Below are 18,255 nucleotides of genomic sequence, written 5' to 3'. Positions count from 1 at the left end.
ACTCGCGCGACTTGTTATCCAATGGTTATAAGGCCTTAGCTAGATTTTCTGGCAAGACCGAGGCGCTGCTGTCAATCACTCCGCTTTCTGCAAACTGCCGATTAAGCCTGCCTCACAGAAACTCAAAAGGTTCAAGGTCATGCTCTCGCGATCCGCCTCGCCAATGTTTCCGCTTAGGGCCAAAATTCGCCACTGCGACGTACACAGGGCGAGCATTGAAGACACGGCAAACACCAACGCACCCGCGACTCGTTCTGGACTAGCCTCAGGGTGTTTTGAGCACAGCTTTTCTACAACCCGGATGGCCACCGGATCAAAGTGGGTTTTGGCCAAATCTCGCCACCGTGTATCAGCTGAGACAATCGCCACTATTCGTGCATAAGCAAGCCACTGAGGATCTCCGCTGAAGGCTCGCGAAACGAGCGGCAGCATGAAGGCTGACAACAAATCACCGACACTCCAGTCCGTCTGTGCGTCCAACAACTCAATTCTAGAGAGACGCTCTTCAGAGAGTTCGGAAGCTCGACGCGCCACTATGCGCTCGAACAGCTCTTCTTTAGGACCCCCGTGAAAATTCACGTTGGCTTTCTGAACCCCCGCGCGTTCAGCAATGTCTCGAATTGAAGCGCCTTCGAATCCCCTCTCGGCAAAAACCTGTTCTGCAGCGTCGAAGATTCGTTCTCTCGCGGCGACGGATCGCTGCGACGGAGCTCTTTTTCTTTCCTTTACAGCATGTTGTGGCATCTCAAAAACCAGTTTGCCTTATTTAGAACGTTCGTTCAAGATAAATACTGTCGCAGGAGGAGACACGAATGGAACAGGCGCAGTTGAGAGCGGGCCAGCTGGTTGAGGCAAAGGCCCGCCCCGAAGAGTGTTTTGCTTTGATCGGTGCGGGGCCAATGGGCCTTGCAATGGCAAAGACGCTTGTCGAGCAGGGAGTGCCATTTCAAGGATTTGAACTGGCCGATGATGTGGGTGGTCTGTGGAACATCGATGCACCTCGGTCCACGATGTACGAGACCGCCCATCTCATTTCTTCCAAGCGCATGACGGAATTCACCGATTTCCCGATGCTAGAGGATACGGCAGAATATCCGTCACATCGCGAAATGAAGGCCTATTTCCAAGACTTCGCAAACGCGTTTGACCTGTATCAACACTTTCATTTCGGAGCCGAAGTTCTGAAGACCGAACCATTGGAAAGCGGCGGATGGGAAATCACCTGGCGAGACAAGACCGGCACCCATCATATCCAAAACTTCGCAGGGTTAATGATTGCCAACGGTACGCTGTCGGAACCGAACATGCCGGATTTCCAAGGTGAATTCACAGGTGAACTCATCCATGCGTCCGAGTACCGCTATCCCACCCAATTTGCCGGTAAGCGCGTTCTGGTTGTTGGCGCGGGCAACTCCGGTTGCGACATAGCGGTCGATGCCATTCACCATGGCGTATCTTGCGACCTCTCTATGCGCCGCGGGTACTACTTTGTTCCCAAATATGTCTTCGGAGTCCCTGCCGATACAATGGGGGGTAAGATCCGCCTGCCCATGTGGTTGAAGCGGAAGGTGGACGGAGCGATCCTTAAGTGGTTTGTCGGTGATCCGCAGAAATACGGGTTTCCGAAGCCGGACTACGCTCTTTACGAGTCGCATCCAGTGGTCAACTCCCTCATTCTGTTTCACGCGGGGCATGGCGACCTGAAGGTTCGTCCGGATATCGAGCGTTTGGACGGCAAAACCGTTCATTTCCGCGATGGGACCTCGGCTGAATATGACATGATACTGGCCGCGACCGGGTATAAATTGCACTACCCGTTCATCGACAAGAAACATCTGAATTGGAAGGGTTCTGCGCCTCACCTCTACCTAAATTGCATGCACCCAGAACGAGATGACCTGTTTGTTCTTGGCATGGTCGAAGCATCGGGACTGGGCTGGCAAGGACGTCATGAGCAGGCCGAAATAGTCGCTCGCTACATTTCCGGATTGCGGTCAGGCAACTCCGCGGCGCAGGCAATCCGCTCCACCAAGTCCGATGGGTATGAGAGAGCAACAGGAGGTATGAACTACATCGACCTTCCGCGCATGGCCTACTACGTGGACAAAGCGACCTACCGGAGAGAGGTAACGGGCCAAATCGCTGCACTCAAGGCGGCTGAAATATGAACGGAATAGATCAGGTCGTTCTGAATTTTGATGCCGGAAATCTTAGAGTTCTCAATGCCATCCTAGCGATCGTCATGTTCTCAATCGCGCTGGATTTGCGTACGGACGACTTTCGGCGCATTGCAGGTGCACCCAAAACCCTCATTGTCGGTCTTGTGTCGCAGTTTCTAGTACTTCCTGCGCTTACTTTTCTTATGATCGTCGCACTGCGGCCAATGCCATCTGTAGCGATGGGCCTTATCCTCGTTGCTGCGTGCCCTGGTGGGAACATATCAAATTTCATGACCCACCGGGCGAAAGGGAATGTGGCGCTATCAGTTTCGATGACCGCTTTCGCGACGGTCGGAGCCATCGTCGTCACTCCGGCGAACATTGCATTTTGGGGTAACCTTTATGGCCCGACGCGCGAGATCCTGCAGCGCACTGAAATCGACCCAGTCGCCGTCGCAATAACGGTCGGGTTCATGCTGATCCTACCATTGGTCCTAGGAATGCTAGTAAACGCGCGGTTAAAACCATTGGCTGATCGCATTCGCCGCCCAATGCAGTGGCTCTCAATGGCCATCTTTATTGCCTTCATTGTGCTCGCGCTGGCTGCCAATTGGGCGAATTTTCTTCAGGTCGCCGGAGCCGTCATTGGTCTCGTAGTTGTCCACAATGCGCTGGCATTCCTTGGAGGGTACACAACGGCAACGATCACAGGGTTGTCCGAGCGGGATCGCCGTTCAGTTACAATTGAAACAGGTATTCAGAATTCGGGGCTGGGGCTCATCCTGATCTTTGCCTTTTTTGGAGGAATGGGAGGTATGGCTGTTGCCGCCGCTTTGTGGGGCATATGGCACGCGATTTCTGGCTTGGTTCTTGCGGGCTTCTTCGCAAGGCGGGAGCTTCCGGCATGAAACGCCTTCTCATCTCTGGCGCTGCAGGTTCAGTCGGAACAGCGCTGCTAAGTCGCTTGGCGCAGAAGGACAATTGTACCGTCATAGCTACGGATATCCGAGAACCGGCAAAATTGCCGCCCAACGCGCGGTTCATCAAGATGGATGTGACCAGTAGCGACCCACACGACGTCATCATGTCAGAACGCCCCGACACGGTCGTGCATCTCGCTTCGATCGTAACCCCCGGGCCAGACACAACCCGGGACTTTGAGTACCAGGTCGATGTTGAGGGCACCCGCAAAGTTCTTGATGCCGCCATTTCCGCGGGGGTACAGCGACTGGTCGTTACGTCCTCAGGCGCGGCCTATGGCTATCACGCCGACAATCCAGCGCTATTGCGAGAAACAGACGCAATTCGAGGCAATCAGGAATTCGCCTATTCTTGGCACAAAAGACTGGTCGAAGAGATGTTGGCAGACGCGAGAGAAACAGCCCCAGATTTAGAGCAAGTCGTATTGAGGGTTGGGACGGTTCTCGGGAACCACATCGAGAACCAGATTACGTCCTTGTTCCAAAAGCCTTGCCTGATTGGGCTTAAAGGATCAGAAAGCCCCTTTGTCTTCATATGGGACAAGGACCTGGCAGAAATACTGCTGCGGGCATCGACAAACGGGCCTGCGGGCATTTTCAACGTCTCTGGCGACGGTACGCTTACTGTTTCCCAAATCGCCAAGGCCATGGGCAAGACTGTGCGCTGGTTGCCGCCAAAGTTGGTCAAGATGGCACTGGCCGTGGCCCGACCCGTAGGGCTTTCTCGCTATGGTCCTGAACAAGTTCGATTTCTGCAGTTTCGGCCAGTGCTGGACAATACGGCACTCAAGGTGAAGTTCGGCTATCAACCCAAATACTCAAGTGCCGAAGCATTTGAGCTCTGGTGGGAGCACGCGAAGTGAAAAAAACTGCAGTCATAACTGGTGGTGCTGGCGGTCTGGGGCAAGCTTTATCTGAAGCATTGCGAGAACAAGGTTGGCATAACGCTATCATTGACCTGCCAAGCCCGCGCCTGGACGGTTTGGCGGAGGGCGAAGATCTAAGTCTCTACGCTTGTGACCTCACAAAACCTAAACAGTGTGCAGATATATGCACTCAGATTTTGAAGGATAGACCTTCAATTGACATGGTTGTTTACAACGCAGGGGTCACACAAATCTCGGCGTTTGCCGACAGTGACATGAACTCCCATCGCGACCTTTTTGAGATCAACTATTTTTCTGCAATTGAGTGCGCTCGGCACTTCTTACTTCCACTAAGAAAGTCCAAGGGAACGCATCTGGCGATCTCATCAGTCGCGGGATTTGCACCGCTTTTCCATAGAACTGCCTACGCCGCTAGCAAGCACGCAATGGAAGGTTTTTTTAAGTCTCTGAGAGCCGAGGAAACCCGTCATGGGGTGTCCGTTACTATTGCTGCACCTTCCTTTGTTGCGACGAACATCGGGCAAACCGAAAAAGATATGAAGGGTTTCGCCCGTCCGGGTTCCGCAACTGACGGTGTTGACTACATGACGCCACAAGACGCTGCTAAGATCATTCTCCGCGGGGCTCGGAACCGAAAAGCATTTGTGCCCGTTGGTCGAGTTGCAACCCTATCGAACGTCATGAACCGATTAGCTCCGTCGCTGTTCTTCCGCCAAATGATGCGCACAATTGGAAGGAGTTAGTTCTCGGAGGGTGCTGGCAGACGAAATCGAACTGGTCTTTCCTAGGGCAGTAGAGCTGTCCTTCATGCCGCGCCGAGTTCGCGCCACTCGCCGAGAGCAACGGCGCGTGTCAGCTTGAAGGCTCCTCGGCTGTTGAGAGACCGCTCCTGATTAAAGTGGTTGTAGAGGGAGGAGTGAATGGCGGCGAATTTCTGTAATCTTTGCATACGCCAAAAACGCTGCATCCCGTATTCTTTTCCTCAATGTCATTCGTGCCACCGACTATCGACCTTCCTGCTTCCAATCCAGCCCGAGACAAAACTATGACCGTTTAGAAATGCCAAAAGTGGTCATTCTGGCTCATTGCAGCATCCCACAAAATGGGCTCGGTGCGGTCATTCGGCTAAATTCCGTAAACGACTGAGTTGCGGACAAAGCGGAAATCGCAATGCATTTCTACTGGTCATTGCCGCCGCTTACTTGGCAAAGCCGCTGCCGCGGTGCGGCCGCCAAAGCAGCCGTTCGCTGTGGATGCCAGAACCTAGTTCAATAAAACTCGCTGCTTGCGGGACAGCTGTTACGTCGCTTGTGGGCTCAAACAGCACTGAAGGGCCGGCAGAAATTTGTTCGCAATTCTTTTTTCGAGAAAGCAAAGCCTTGGGTTACTATTCCAAGTAACCTTGTCACTTCATCCGCAGATTGGTGACACCCTCATTCGGTGCGCGGTCAGAAAAACTCTAGCTTTCAGATCATTTAATAAAGACTATAGTTATCTCGTTAAACCGTTAGGCAGCTCCTCGCTCCACTTTCGCAATTCGTCGAGAAACCCAAGTGCCGTGCAGCCAAGGTCAGTGATAGAATATTGCACGGAAACCGGAGCGGTATCCATCACGTATCGGCTCACCAGCCCCTGCTCTTCTAGCTGGCGCAGCCGCTCGGCAATCATCTTCTTACTGGCCCCGCCAATCATGCGCGAAAGATCGTTGAAGCGCACAGGTCCATTCCTAAGATGCCACAAGATCGAACCTGTCCACTTTCCGCCAATGATCCGCATACCACGCTCGATTGCGCATGGCTCCTGACAGGCTTCTGACGCATGTCGGCGCCCTTTGGCATCCTCTTCAATTCGCGCCCGCATCAACGTCCTTTCGCTCAGACAACTAGGTTACCAAAAGTATACTAGTTGATTTCTCATACCTACACTCTCAAATGCTATTTGAACCCGCTGAAAGTCAAGGGTTCAGAGATTGCACAAATAGGATATGGACATGAGCAAAATCCTGATCGTGAACGGCACTCAGCCCTACGAATTCGCCCCCGGACAGTTGAACGCCAGCCTCGCCGAGAGAGCGCGCGACATGCTGACTGCAATGGGTCACGACGTTCGCGTGACCACCGTCGCCGACGGCTATGACTCGAATGCTGAGGTTGAGGCGCACCTCTGGGCCGATACAGTCATCATGCAGTTCCCGGTGAACTGGATGGGTGTTCCGTGGATCTTCAAGAAATACATAGATGAGGTTTATACGGCCGGCATGGACGGTCGTATGTGCGCAGGCGACGGTCGAACGACTAACTCACCCAAGGCTAATTACGGCACCGGCGGCACGCTAAATGGCAAGAAATACATGCTGTCGGTTACCTTCAACGCCCCGAAAGAAGCGTTCGATGATGCGTTCGAGCCTTTTTTTGCGGGAGCCAGCGTCGACGACCTACTAGCACCGATGCACTTGAACGCAAAGTTCTTTGCCATGCAGCCCCTTCCGACTTTTGCTGCATTTGATGTCATGAAGAACCCGGAAATCGAGGCCGATTTCGCTCGATTTGACGTACATCTGAAAACCACATTTACCGAGGTTGAACATGTCCCAGCCTGATATCCATCTTTTCACTGCGGGAACGATGAACGGGTACAAACCGGTTATCTTTCTAGAGGAGGCAGGTGTCCCTTACGACCTGACTCACATCAACTTTTCCAAGCAGGAACAAAAGGCGCCGGATTATCTGGCGCTGAACCCTAACGGAAAGATCCCGACAATCGAGGATCGTTTGGAAGGGCGCGCCATCTTCGAATCCGGTGCAATCCTGTGGCATCTGGCCGAGAAATACGGAAAGTTCCTGCCTGCGGATCCAGTAAAACGGTCCGAGGTGATGCAATGGGTTCTGTTTCAAGTCGGCCATGTAGGCCCCATGATGGGACAGGCAATGTATTTCCAGCACATTGCAGCACCCAATGGCCACGAAGAGCCCTTTTCAATCCGCAGATACGTGGACGAAAGCCGCCGCTTGATGGAGGTGATGAATACACGTCTGGACGGGCGTGAATGGATCGCTGCGGACGAATACACCATTGCCGACATGATGCTGTACCCGTGGGCGCGTGCTCATGTCTGGGCACGGGTAGATGTATCGGACCTGCCATATCTGAACGCATGGTTCGACCGCATTGATGCCCGGCCCGCCGTGCAGCGGGCGTTGACCATTCCCAAGGCCAACCCTCAGTTCTGGGACGCCGCCGCAGATGCCAGCGCCTTTGCTAAGGAAAACGCAGCGCGGTTTTCGAGCGATGTGAAAGGAAGCTGAAGCGGTGAATGCCGGGCATTTCCGGCATGATCACCACACGGTCGGACTGGAAATTCCAGTGCGCCCTCGCTGAACAAACCTTGCAGGGTTGCAAGGCGAGGGTCTCCACGACAACCTTCATCCTACAGAAAAACACTCAATCGGGGTGGTCGCTTGCCGACCACTACAACCTTGGAATTTTGAAGGGTCCCTAATTTATGGCACTGCATAACCACCCCATGTGGCGGAAGCCGCAACATCATCAAGACCTCGACCACACTCACGACCACGTCCACTGGGCCGAGTTGTTCTATGACCTGATCCATGTTGTAACGATCTTCCTTCTTGGGAACTACCTGTCACACCACCTCGATCTGAGTGGGTTTCTTGTGTTCGCCGGTGTCTTCATAACGCTCTGGTACGCATGGGGCGAACTCAGCATTTTCAACTCGATCTACGTCAGCACCGATTTCTGGCATCGCCTGATCATGGCCGTGATGATCTGTACGGTGATGTTCATGGCCGCCGCCATCCCCGCCATAGACGGCAAGGGCTGGGTTTACTTCGCGTTGGGTTTTGCCGCGAACAGAGCCATGATCGCCGCGCTATATTTCCGTGCTCAGCGAACCAATTCCTCGGGCGTTTCGATGTCGGCGGCACAGATCCGCAACTTCTCGGCCTTTGCAGTGATCTTTGCCATCACGGCGTTTCTGCCTAAACCGCTTGCCTATTGGGCGTTTGCTGCCGCGATGGTTGCCACGCAGGCGATGTACATGATCCCCGGCGTCACTGTCCTGCGCTTTGAACGGTTCGTCCCGCGCCTCGGTCATATGGCAGAGCGGTTTGCCTTGTTAACGCTGATCGTTTTGGGTGAAGGGTTCTTCAAACTGGTCGTCACACTGTCTGAGAAAGGCATCTACAAAGTTTCACCCGACGTGCTGGTCAACTTTGTAATTGGCGGCGTTTCGATGTTCGTGATGTGTTGGATCTACTTCGACTTCGTTGGCAACGCCAAACCTAAAGACAAAAAGGTTTCGACCTTGGTGATCTGGTGGCTTGCTCATCTGGTCTTGATGTTGTGTGGCGTAATGGTCGGCGTGGCCCTTGCGGCCGAGGTTAAGGTCGGGTTTTGGGAGCCTTACCCAACAGAATATGCCGCCATTGGCTGTTTCGGCCTTGCAGGCTACATCGCCATGCTTTGGGTACTTCAGAACGTCATTGAACACCGTGTGGCCTCAGATTTCGGGCGCTGGGATGTGCGGGTGTTTGGGATCGTTCTGGCAATCGCGTGTTTCTATATCGTCCCGCATGTCCCATCGTTGGTTGGCAATCTGATTTGGGGCACGGCGTTGTTGTCGCAAATCGCGTTTCCCTTGATGCGCGCAAGAGCGAAGCTTCGCCATGACTGAAGCGGTCACAGCTGCAAACTACCTGAGAAAAAGAGTGTACTGGTGGCTCGAGCGCCCAGACCGTGCTGCGACCGGCCCTTGGGTACTTGAACTCGCTCTAATCGCTCTGATCACGCTGAACGTGGCCGCCGTTATCCTTGAAACGGTCGATTCAATCTATGACCGCTGGGGGTTCGCACTCAACCTGTTCGAAAGTCTTTCATTGTTCGTTTTCGTAGTGGAGTACGCGGCTAGGCTTTGGGTTGCGACAGAAAACCCAAACTACAAAACGCGCGCATCCTGGGCCGTTTCTCCAATCGCTATAATCGACCTATTGGCCATACTGCCTGCACTGCTTTACCTGCTCTTTCCGGTTGACCTGCGCCTGCTCAGGACGTTTCGTATGTTGCGCTTGCTCAAGCTCACAAGGTACTCACCCGCGCTCGGCATGTTGCTTGCTGTGTTCGAGGAAGAAGCCGGTGCTTTTTTTGCGGGTTTCTTCATCCTGATGGTGATGCTGATCTTTGCTGCAAGTGGCGCTTGGTTAGCAGAGCACGAGGCGCAACCAGAAGCCTTTGGCTCAATCCCGGCGGCGATGTGGTGGGCGATGGCGACATTGACAACCGTCGGCTATGGCGACGTAACGCCCGTGACAGTTGCTGGTAAGATCTTCGGCGCTGCGATCACAGTGATTGGCATTGGTATGGCTGCATTGCCAGCAGGGATCATCGCAAGCGGTCTAAACGACCAGTTGCACCGCCGACGGGCCAGCCTGGAACGTGAATTTCGAAAGGCGTTGGTAGACGGCGATATCTGCGAGGCCGATGAGAAAGAAATTGACGCAGTTCGCAAGCAATTGGGTCTCTCGCGCCGCGCTGCGGATCATATCCGCAACCGCGTACATGCCGAAACGATGTCACAGGTTGATCACTGTCCCACCTGCGGTCAGCCAACGAAACAAAGTGACAATCCCTGATCGGTCACAACGACAAACCGGCGTCGACCGGAAAATTCTATTACAGCATCCTGTGCTGCCTCCGAGGTCCGCGATGAGCCCTTAGCCACGGATGCTGCATCGGACATGAACTACCGTTGCGTGAGCGTTTTTCGGGATCACCGCAATCCAGAAAGCGAGATTCTCGTTATTGTCCGTCTTCTCGGCCAGATAGAGCAGCAACCAAGAAAACGAATACTATTGTCAGCGGGGTCGGAAACATCGTCGACACTGTAGAAAAGCCGTGTTTGGCGGTCACACTCATTGAAGATTGGCCAGCAAAGACAAACATTTTTTTGCCACAAGATTTTTTTGCCCAAAATGCGTTAGCCGGGCATAGACCTTTGTGGACGTCGAATACCAATCGACTGGCATCTCTACCAAATCGCCACGCGCCAGATACGGATCAACAAAGCTTCGCCAGCCCAAACCCAAACCTTGACCCAAAGCCGCGGCTTCCAAAAGATAGACATAACTGTCGAATTCTTCTGAAATCGGCCAATCAGCGTATTCTGGGTGTGCCCTCCACCAATCTATCCAATCCACCCAGCCGAAGTTTTCTTTCTGTAGCCGCAGAAGAGGCGGTGCTTCACACTTTCCCGATAAAGCGTCTAACGCTCTCCTGACCATTTCAGGCGTACCAACCGGTTTTATCTGTTCCTCACATACCAGGACATGTTCCGTATCGGGCTCTGTTTCAGAATACTCGAAGACAATATCGCCACCAGTATCCACTGCCGCTTCAATCAGATTGTATTCGGCTGTCGTGATCCGCAGTTCGGCCTCATTTCCTAAGGCGTTGCGAAGATTTCCGTATCGGGGCATTAACAACAGGTGCGAGACTGAGTGCGAACAAACCAGCGTGACCCGATTGTCCACCTGCTTCAAATCTTCAATCGCATTTTCTAAAGCATTGAAGCCCTGGACAACACCGGCGTAGAACTGGCTGCCCTTGGAGGTAAGGGCTACAGGGCTCTTGTCGCGATTAAAGAACGCGACACCATACCGGATTTCTAGATTGCGTATATGGCGGCTGATTGCCGGCTGCGATGTATTAAGCTCTTCGGCAGCGCGTGCAAAACCCCTTAGACGAGCAACCGCTTCGAATGCAACAAGCGAGCTTAAAGAAGGGATATTGTATCTACGATCCACTATATCATTCTTGATATGGTTATGAGCACATAAAAGCAATGGAAAACGCATGCGTCCACAGCCATCCTCACCAGCAGAACTCGTGATCTAAATCTGATTGGGCAAGCCGTGACAGACTATTCTAAGCCTCGGAAATGGGCCGACCCCAAAGTGAAACTTTTTCCCCACCAAGTGGGGTTTACCTGCCCTCCGCATGATTTTGATGCGGCCCCGTCCGATTTCCTGCGCATGGCCCCGCGCAGCGTTGGCGTGCATGGTCGAATGCTGCACGTGCCGGACTATGCCCACCGCCTGGATCAGCGCAAAAAGAACTTTGGCCTGCTGGAAGAGTACATGGAATGTATGGCCAATAACGGCGCTGACGTCTGTGGACAAGTTGGCTCGAACTGGGTGCATGCCAGCGGGCTGGGTGTCGAAGGCATCCGTCACCATTGCGAAATGCTGAGCGACAAGTACGAGACCGCGTTCCATATGGCAGGCTATGCCATGGTCGAGGCACTGCGCGATCAGAATGTCGAGAAGGTAGCGCTCAACGCCTGCTACCACAGAGACACCTGGTATCAGGGCACCGTAGGTTTTCTAAAAGAAGCCGGGTTTGATGTGGTCTGGGTTGGAAACTTTTTTGACCAAGGGTGGTTCGACAGTCAGGAAGAGGTTGACGATTGCATTTGGTGCTTTGACGAAGAGCTAATTTACAAGTCCTTCGACTATACCGCTGACAACGCGCCCAATGTCGATGCCTATCTGATCAACGGGATGAGCAATTACCGCCGCCCGTCCGACGGAATCGCCCGTCGCCCGGTTCACTACGAAGTCGAGCTTGAAAAACGCCTCGGCAAGCCAGTCATCGGCCATGACACCGCGCTCTACTGGCGCATTTTCAAAACCTTGGGCCTGGCCCCGGAAACCCGGCAAGGCAGCCTGCTCTCCTCCCTGAAAGACTGAAGTGATGCACAAGATTTTAGCTGTTTGGGCGATTCCTCGCTCCACCTCAACCGCGTTTGAATGGATGATGCGCCAGCGCGGTGATCTTGATTGCCTTCATGAACCTTTTGGTGAGGCCTGGTACCAGGGTGAAGACCCGATGTGGCCGCGTTTCAAAGAGGGTGAAGTCACAACCCCCGGCTTGACCTTGGAAAGCGTGTGGGAAGACATCAAAGATCGTGCCGAAAAAGGTCCGGTCTTCATCAAGGATTTCCCGCATTACATCAACCACATGTGGGATCCAGAATTCCTGTCGCATTTCACCCATGCGTTCCTGATCCGCGACCCCGCCAAGACGATTTCCTCAATGTACAACAAGTGGCCGGACTTTGATGAGCTTGAGGTCGGTTTTCCCGAGCAGCGCGCGCTGTTTGACCTATTGACTGCGCTGAATGGCGGCAAGTCCCCCCCGGTTATCGACAGTGATGACCTTCTGGAAGACCCCCAGCACGTCACCGCTGCGTTCTGTACTTCTGTCGGTATCCCCTTCATCGCAGACGCGTTGACCTGGGAAGCTGGTGGAGACCCATCCGAGCATAGCTGGTGGGACGGTGGGTCTTTCCATGCGAACCTAGCCCGGTCTACCGGTCTGCAACCCCAGAAACGAAGGTATATCGAAGTGGCCGACGCCCCAGAACGCGTGCGCCGTGTGCACCGCAGGATGAAGCCTCACTATGATCATCTGTACAAACACCGCATCCGCGTGTCGAAAACTGTCTGAGAAAAATGCAAAATAGAACAAACAGGTCGAAACAGCGGCGGCTCGACGCCCGCTAGGGGAATGCACTGTGGCCCGCTTCCTGGACACTATGTGTGGTATGCCTCGACAGAAAAACTACAGGTTGAGCTCAATGAAATTCTGCCTGGTGGCGGCTGGCGAGGCAGATGCTAATCCCCAGTATAATCCGACCTTGGAACGGGACACCATTGCAAGCCACGTGGTCTTGGCTTCAGTAGGTGGCCGCGTCACCAATCCGAGCAAAGGCCGTACCGCTTTTTGGGAGGATGTACTAACGAAATTGCTTCTTCATCACTTGGTGCAATTGGACCATTCTTAACCAGTAGGTATAATTCGAACAAATGACCGCAACGGATACTACGCGCGTTTCGATCGGATTGTAACTGATGGGCTATGCATCGGGTGCGAGCTTTGTGCTTCGCTCCTTGGTCCTGAAAAAGTGAGCATAATCAAGGATGAAAATGGTGAGCTAAGGGCCAACATTCAGTCTATGTCAGACAAGGCTGATGTTGATCTCGTTTGTGCCCGATCAAGCAATGTCGCATTTCCTGTCCGACAACGGGATTGACCGGAACCAAGTTTCCTCTCTGCGCTACCGCGGGCGCGGTTACCCGGGACCCACCACGATTGAAACGATGGATGGGACGCGCCGGGATTTTCACTAGCTCGATTATTTTGGGGGAAGACGAAGGTTGCTGATCGCTGCCGTTTCGCTGCAAGATCTGTCCGGCGGGCATCTGTGAAGAGGTGCCGACATCGCAGCGGCAGACACTTGGCCGGACGGTACGCCGGACCGAGAGGACTCTGCCACAGACCCGGGCACCAATTCGATCACGACACGTAGTCGGCGTGGGGCCGAGTTGCTGGAGGCTGCGACTGCCGCCGGTTTTTTTGAGGATGGGCGGCCGGTCGATATTGAATTCATGAACAACACCTAAGCCCACCAGGCTGCTAAAAAGCGGAATATGCGCGCCCGCTTCGATGGATTGCATCGTGCCAGGCACTTGGTTCCAGAAACTTTTGGACTTCGTCTGGAGGCGCTGTATCGTGAAAACTCGGCAATTCGGAACCGGGAACAAGAAGAGGGAGCATTTGCACGGGCTAAAGAAAAACGAACTCTACGCCTGAAGGGCCGGCAAGCGCCCAGGGCACAACCAACTAGGGAGACTACAATGAAAATGAAACTACTCGCGGCCAGCGCTGCGGTCGCGCTTGGTGTTGCCGGTTCGGCGCAGGCAGATTGCGGCGAAATTTCAATTACCGAGATGGACTGGGGCTCTGCAATTATCGTAACGCAGGTCAGCAAGTTCCTGCTGGAACAGGGTTATGGCTGTTCCGTGACGATTGTTCCATCGGCGACGACGCCCGCGCTGGCATCGGTTGCGGAAACCGGTGAGCCGGACATTCTAACCGAGCTGTGAACCAACGGCGCCCCGGCCTATCCTGGCTTGATCGAAAGCGGCGCAATCATCGAACGCGCTAAGGTGCTGTCGGATGGCGGGGTCGAGGCCTGGTGGATTCCCACTTATCTTGCCGAGGCGCATCCAGAGCTTACAACGATGGAAGGCATTTTGGCCAATCCGGATTTGGTGGGCGGCCGGTTCCATAATTGCCCGGTAGGCTGGACCTGTCAGCGGGTCAGCTCGAACATGGCAAAGGCGGCTGGTCTTGCTGATGCGGGGATCGAGGATTTCATCCACGGCTCGGGCGAGACGCTGGCGGCCTCTATCGCCTCGGCCTATGACGCCAAAGAGCCGTGGTTCGGCTATTACTGGGCGCCGACCTCAATCCTGGGCCGCTACCCGATGGTGCAGGTTGATGTGGGCCCGCATGTGCCGGAAGCGCACGAGTGTAACAGCCAGGAAGAATGCGCCGAACCAGTGCTGGGGGCCTTCCCTTCGAGCGACGTGACCACGGTTGTGACCAACACTTTTGCGGAGTCGCATCCTGAAGAGACGGCGCTTATGGAAAACGTCCAGTTCACAAACGAGGTCATGAACGGTCTGTTGGCTTGGCAGGAAGAGAACAACGCCTCGGGCGAAGAGGCTGCGGTGTATTTCCTGACCAACTTCCAGGACACTTGGAGTGAATGGCTGAACGATGACGCTCGCGGGAAACTGTCGGCGCTACTGAAATAACAAAAAATTCGCAAAAAGGCCCGGGCGTCCCAATTCGTCGCCCGGGTTGGCAGGGAAAGGGTTTACATGGCTTTTTATGACCGCATGTTCGATGCGTTGGGACTTCGGGAATGGTGTGACGCATCAGGCAGCGGCGCCAATCTATCAATGGCGGACCTGTTGGCACAGACCAATGCAACAAACGGCGAGAATGGCCCGGCCTTTCCTTTCCCCTCACTCGATGCACTGAACGAGGCCTGCCCGAGTATCCCGCAATCGCGGGATTTTGTCTCGGCGGTCGAGGACGGGTTCCTAGCGATCAAGGACGCGCTGAAATTCGTGCTGGATCCGCTGACGCAGCCGCTATCGTGGATGCTAGAGTGGGCGCTGATTGCAGTGGATGCGGTGCCGTGGTGGATCATGCTGCCAGCGCTGTTCGTATTAACCTGGTATGTGTCGCGCTCGGCCATCGTGACCGGGTTCGTGATCATTGTCTTCTGTTTCCTGGGCCTGATCGACCATCTGGAGCCCGCAATGCAGACGCTCTCCATTGTGCTGGTCTGTACCGGGCTCTGTATCCTTTTAGGTGTGCCCATCGGGATCGCCATGGCGAAATCCGACAGTTTCCAACGCATGATCCTGCCGGTGCTAGACCTTTTGCAGACGCTGCCGACTTTCGTTTATCTGATCCCGCTGATCTTCTTGTTTAGCGTCACCGAGCCGAAGCTATATGGCATCGCCATCATCGTTTATGCCATCGTGCCGGTGATCCGATTGACCGATCTGGGCATCCGGCTGGTTGACAAGGATGTGGTCGAAGCGGCCAACGCTTTTGGTATGTCGCCGAGACAGAAACTGTGGGGAGTAGAGCTGCCGCTGGCGCTGCCCAACATCATGGCAGGTGTCAACCAGACCATCATGATGAGCCTTGCAATGGTTGTGATTGCCTCGCTGGTTTCTGCGCCCGGATTGGGTGTTCTGGTTCTGCGCGGCATCCGAAATCTGGAATTGGGCGTTGGTTTGATCGCCGGTCTGGGCATTGTGCTGCTCGCCATTGTGCTCGACCGCGTATCCAAAGCAGCCTTGGCGCGCGTCTCTGCCGCGCAGAAACACTAAGAAGGGGCGAGATATGAACGCTGAACCAAAAATCTCGATCCGCAACCTCTACAAAATCTTCGGCTCGCATCCCGATCGCGCGATGGAACATGTGCGGCAGGGCATGGGCAAGACTGACTTGCTTGAGAAAGAGGCCCATGTGCTGGGCCTGCAGGACATCAATGTCGACATGCAGGCGGGTGAGATCACGGTGATAATGGGTCTTTCGGGGTCGGGTAAATCGACGCTTATCCGGCACCTGAACCGGTTGATCGAACCCACTGCCGGAGAGGTCTGGGTCAATGGCAAGAACGTGTTGGAGTATGACACTCTGAAGCTGCGCGACATGCGACTGAACACCATGTCGATGGTGTTCCAGAAGTTTGCGCTGCTGCCACATAAGACCGTGGCCGAGAACGCTGGCATGGCTCTGGCGGTGCGTGGAAACAGCAAAGACGAGATCGTCGCAGCGGGCAGGAAATGGCTCGCCCGAGTGGGTCTTGCTGGCTACGAGGATCATTTTCCGCACCAGTTGTCCGGTGGCATGCAGCAACGGGTGGGCATCGCCCGAGCGCTGGCCTCGGATTCCGAGATCATGCTGATGGACGAGGCGTTCTCTGCGCTCGATCCGCTGATCCGCACCGACATGCAAGACTTGCTGCTTGAGTTGCAAAAGGATCTGCACAAGACGATCATATTCATCACCCACGACCTAGACGAGGCGCTCAAACTGGCCGACCACCTGGTGATCCTCAAGGATGGCTACGTGGTGCAACAGGGTGAGCCGCAAAATATCCTGCTGAACCCGAACGACCCTTACATCGAGGACTTCGTCAGCGACATCAACCGCGCCCGCGTGCTGCGCGTGCGTTCAGTTATGGACAAGGACGGTACCCATGAGGGCGAGTTTGATGGGGATGTGGATGTTAATGACAATCTCGAACACCTGATCTCGATATCGGGCGGTGACACCTACAAAACCTACCGGGTCATGAGCGGCAGTGAACAGGTCGGCGTTCTCAACATGAAAGACCTCGTCAAGGCCCTCGTACCAGCTCATGTCGAACAAAGGACCGTCATGTAATCGCGGTCTACTACAAAGCCATTGGCATTCTAATAGACCGCCAATTCTAAGGCGGTTACTACCGCTCTTTGTACTGGAAGATAGGTCATAAATGCTTCGCGAATAACTAAGAACAGCCACTTGTGCAGCCGCAGTAGAAACTTGCTTTGCCCGCAAGTCGGACGGCGGTGTCGAAAAACTCGCTGCGGTTGGGACGAACGGCAGCTTTTGCTTCTGCGTTGCGGCTATCGGCTTCAACCGTGGTGTTGCTGCAGCTTCGAAGGTCAGGGCTGTGTCACTTCCGCATCGGGCTCGTAGCCGCCGTTCGCTGCAATCTGCGCAAACGACCGCGACGCGGACAAAGCCGACTTCTGAAGAACGTGGTCTAGTGACCGCTCTTTCGAAGCTTCGATTGAGGCACACGGCTTAAATCGACATGAGCCATTTCTTGAAAATCCTTACTGTGACTCGTTCTTGATCACCCGGACGACAGACGAAGTAGAGTGCGCGATCCAATGGAACACGGGTTTCATCCAGACGGATCAACCGACCAAGTTCCAAGTCCCTAGCTGCCAAAAGACGTCTCGCCAACGCCACGCCTTGCCCGTCAATCGCGGCCTCCAACAAAACAGCACTGTCGACGTACTTGATGCTCTGCGCGTTGATACGATCAGGGCTCAAACCAACTTGTGTTGCCCAACTTTCCCATCCGACGTTAAAGGCGTCGTGCAAAAGTGGAAGACTGGCCACGTCCTCGGCGCGCATTGGCAGCCGGGTTTGATCAACAAGAGACGGCGCAGCCACGACAATCAGTTCCTCTTGCCGGACTTGCTCATGATATAGCCCGTCCCAGCCGGGTTCGCCAAAGCGCAAAGCGACATCAACTTCGGATACATCGAAATCCGCAAATACATCATTCGTGTCCAGCAACAATGAAATACCAGGATGTTCTTGTTGAAACGAGTTGAGTAGCGGCACAAACCACTTGAGCGCAAGCGATGTGGACAAAGACACTGTAATCGACTGGCGGTGATGAAGTCGTTTCACCTCCATCACGCCCAGCTGCAATGTCGAAAACGCCCCGCGAGTTGATTGATGCAGGCGTTCCCCGGCCTCGGTCAGTTCAACACCATTTGGTCGGCGGTGAAAGAGCGTCACACCAAGATGCAGTTCCAGCAACTTGATTTGTCGACTGATCGCCCCGTGGGTGACGTTCAAAACATCCGCTGCTCTGCTCAGGCTGGAGTGGGTAGCGGTCTCGTCAAATGCCTGAAGGGCGCGAAGGTGTCTGAGGTTCTCCATGATGTGAGGAAACCTAACAGAAATGTTCAATTAACTCGATAGGATTACCTAATTCCAAGAGGGTACACTGCTATCAAAGCAATAATTCTCACATACTATACATCTGAAGAA

18 protein-coding genes and 2 pseudogenes are annotated in these 18,255 nt (G+C 54.2%); 15 read left to right on the top strand and 5 right to left on the bottom strand.

From position 1 onward, the window contains the following. Window positions 1-75 precede the first annotated feature (75 nt). A complete protein-coding gene (locus ACRZ95_RS06495) occupies window positions 76-744 on the bottom strand; it encodes a TetR/AcrR family transcriptional regulator (RefSeq protein WP_170676882.1) in 669 nt (222 codons plus the stop codon). A 68-nt stretch (window positions 745-812) separates the two neighbouring features. Here ACRZ95_RS06495 and ACRZ95_RS06490 point away from each other — a divergent pair, with 68 nt between their 5' ends. Genes ACRZ95_RS06490 through ACRZ95_RS06475 form a run of 4 tightly spaced genes read left to right on the top strand, consistent with a single transcriptional unit; the run spans window position 813 to window position 4,769 of the window. After that, a complete protein-coding gene (locus ACRZ95_RS06490; protein WP_170676880.1) occupies window positions 813-2,168 on the top strand; it encodes an NAD(P)-binding domain-containing protein in 1,356 nt (451 codons plus the stop codon). Then, the gene (locus tag ACRZ95_RS06485) at window positions 2,165-3,067 is read left to right on the top strand and encodes a bile acid:sodium symporter family protein (protein ID WP_170676877.1); all 903 of its coding nucleotides are present in this window, start codon (window positions 2,165-2,167) and stop codon (window positions 3,065-3,067) included. Before ACRZ95_RS06490 ends, ACRZ95_RS06485 begins: the two co-directional genes overlap by 4 nt. Then, on the top strand, window positions 3,064-4,002 hold the full coding sequence (locus ACRZ95_RS06480) for an SDR family oxidoreductase (protein WP_170676875.1): 939 nt from the start codon (window positions 3,064-3,066) through the stop codon (window positions 4,000-4,002). Before ACRZ95_RS06485 ends, ACRZ95_RS06480 begins: the two co-directional genes overlap by 4 nt. Next, a complete protein-coding gene (locus ACRZ95_RS06475) occupies window positions 3,999-4,769 on the top strand; it encodes an SDR family NAD(P)-dependent oxidoreductase (protein WP_480554697.1) in 771 nt (256 codons plus the stop codon). Before ACRZ95_RS06480 ends, ACRZ95_RS06475 begins: the two co-directional genes overlap by 4 nt. A gap of 62 nt (window positions 4,770-4,831) precedes the next feature. Here the strand turns inward: ACRZ95_RS06475 and ACRZ95_RS06470 are convergent. After that, a pseudogene (locus ACRZ95_RS06470) lies at window positions 4,832-5,005 on the bottom strand (IS6 family transposase); the annotation flags it as partial. Between the two features lie 512 nt (window positions 5,006-5,517). Then, entirely contained in the window at window positions 5,518-5,802 is a 285-nt protein-coding gene (locus tag ACRZ95_RS06465; protein ID WP_480554695.1) for a winged helix-turn-helix transcriptional regulator, read from the bottom strand. A gap of 214 nt (window positions 5,803-6,016) precedes the next feature. Between ACRZ95_RS06465 and ACRZ95_RS06460 the strand changes: the two genes are divergently transcribed. The 4 genes from ACRZ95_RS06460 to ACRZ95_RS06445 all read left to right on the top strand — a co-directional run bounded on the left by ACRZ95_RS06460 (window position 6,017) and on the right by ACRZ95_RS06445 (window position 9,674). Beyond that, window positions 6,017-6,625, top strand: a complete 609-nt coding sequence (locus tag ACRZ95_RS06460) for an NAD(P)H-dependent oxidoreductase (RefSeq protein WP_170676871.1) — start codon at window positions 6,017-6,019, stop codon at window positions 6,623-6,625. Continuing rightward, window positions 6,612-7,331: a glutathione S-transferase N-terminal domain-containing protein gene (locus tag ACRZ95_RS06455; protein ID WP_170676869.1), complete on the top strand. Its 720-nt coding sequence runs from the start codon at window positions 6,612-6,614 to the stop codon at window positions 7,329-7,331. The genes ACRZ95_RS06460 and ACRZ95_RS06455 overlap by 14 nt, the downstream gene beginning before the upstream one ends. Before the next feature lie 197 nt (window positions 7,332-7,528). Continuing rightward, window positions 7,529-8,719 (top strand): low temperature requirement protein A, encoded by a 1,191-nt coding sequence (locus ACRZ95_RS06450; RefSeq protein ID WP_170676867.1) that lies wholly within the window; start codon window positions 7,529-7,531, stop codon window positions 8,717-8,719. Beyond that, window positions 8,712-9,674: an ion transporter gene (locus tag ACRZ95_RS06445; protein ID WP_170676865.1), complete on the top strand. Its 963-nt coding sequence runs from the start codon at window positions 8,712-8,714 to the stop codon at window positions 9,672-9,674. The genes ACRZ95_RS06450 and ACRZ95_RS06445 overlap by 8 nt, the downstream gene beginning before the upstream one ends. Before the next feature lie 279 nt (window positions 9,675-9,953). On the opposite strand, the gene ACRZ95_RS06440 is transcribed toward ACRZ95_RS06445, so the two are convergent. Beyond that, window positions 9,954-10,895: a LysR family transcriptional regulator gene (locus ACRZ95_RS06440; RefSeq protein WP_170676863.1), complete on the bottom strand. Its 942-nt coding sequence runs from the start codon at window positions 10,893-10,895 to the stop codon at window positions 9,954-9,956. A 99-nt stretch (window positions 10,896-10,994) separates the two neighbouring features. On the opposite strand from ACRZ95_RS06440, the gene ACRZ95_RS06435 reads away from it, so the two are divergent. The 7 genes and pseudogenes from ACRZ95_RS06435 (at window position 10,995) to ACRZ95_RS06405 (ending at window position 16,863) form a co-directional block, all read left to right on the top strand. After that, on the top strand, window positions 10,995-11,789 hold the full coding sequence (locus ACRZ95_RS06435; RefSeq protein WP_480554692.1) for a hypothetical protein: 795 nt from the start codon (window positions 10,995-10,997) through the stop codon (window positions 11,787-11,789). Window positions 11,790-11,793: 4 nt separating this feature from the next. Continuing rightward, a complete protein-coding gene (locus tag ACRZ95_RS06430) occupies window positions 11,794-12,549 on the top strand; it encodes a sulfotransferase-like domain-containing protein (protein WP_170676859.1) in 756 nt (251 codons plus the stop codon). An 88-nt stretch (window positions 12,550-12,637) separates the two neighbouring features. After that, a complete protein-coding gene (locus ACRZ95_RS06425; RefSeq protein ID WP_170677286.1) occupies window positions 12,638-12,886 on the top strand; it encodes an inositol monophosphatase family protein in 249 nt (82 codons plus the stop codon). Window positions 12,887-13,073: 187 nt separating this feature from the next. Beyond that, on the top strand, window positions 13,074-13,232 hold the full coding sequence (locus ACRZ95_RS06420) for a hypothetical protein (protein ID WP_170676857.1): 159 nt from the start codon (window positions 13,074-13,076) through the stop codon (window positions 13,230-13,232). Between the two features lie 300 nt (window positions 13,233-13,532). Next, a pseudogene (locus ACRZ95_RS06415) lies at window positions 13,533-14,705 on the top strand (ABC transporter substrate-binding protein). Window positions 14,706-14,771: 66 nt separating this feature from the next. Beyond that, entirely contained in the window at window positions 14,772-15,800 is a 1,029-nt protein-coding gene (locus ACRZ95_RS06410; RefSeq protein WP_170676855.1) for an ABC transporter permease subunit, read from the top strand. A 13-nt stretch (window positions 15,801-15,813) separates the two neighbouring features. Then, the gene (locus ACRZ95_RS06405; protein WP_170676854.1) at window positions 15,814-16,863 is read left to right on the top strand and encodes an ATP-binding cassette domain-containing protein; all 1,050 of its coding nucleotides are present in this window, start codon (window positions 15,814-15,816) and stop codon (window positions 16,861-16,863) included. A gap of 405 nt (window positions 16,864-17,268) precedes the next feature. Here ACRZ95_RS06405 and ACRZ95_RS06400 read toward each other — a convergent pair whose 3' ends face one another. Next, on the bottom strand, window positions 17,269-18,144 hold the full coding sequence (locus ACRZ95_RS06400; RefSeq protein WP_480554689.1) for a LysR substrate-binding domain-containing protein: 876 nt from the start codon (window positions 18,142-18,144) through the stop codon (window positions 17,269-17,271). Between the last annotated feature and the right edge of the window lie 111 nt (window positions 18,145-18,255).

It is taken from the genome of Ruegeria sp. AI3, from assembly GCF_056541245.1.
This window is presented reverse-complemented; position numbering and strand designations above follow the sequence as displayed.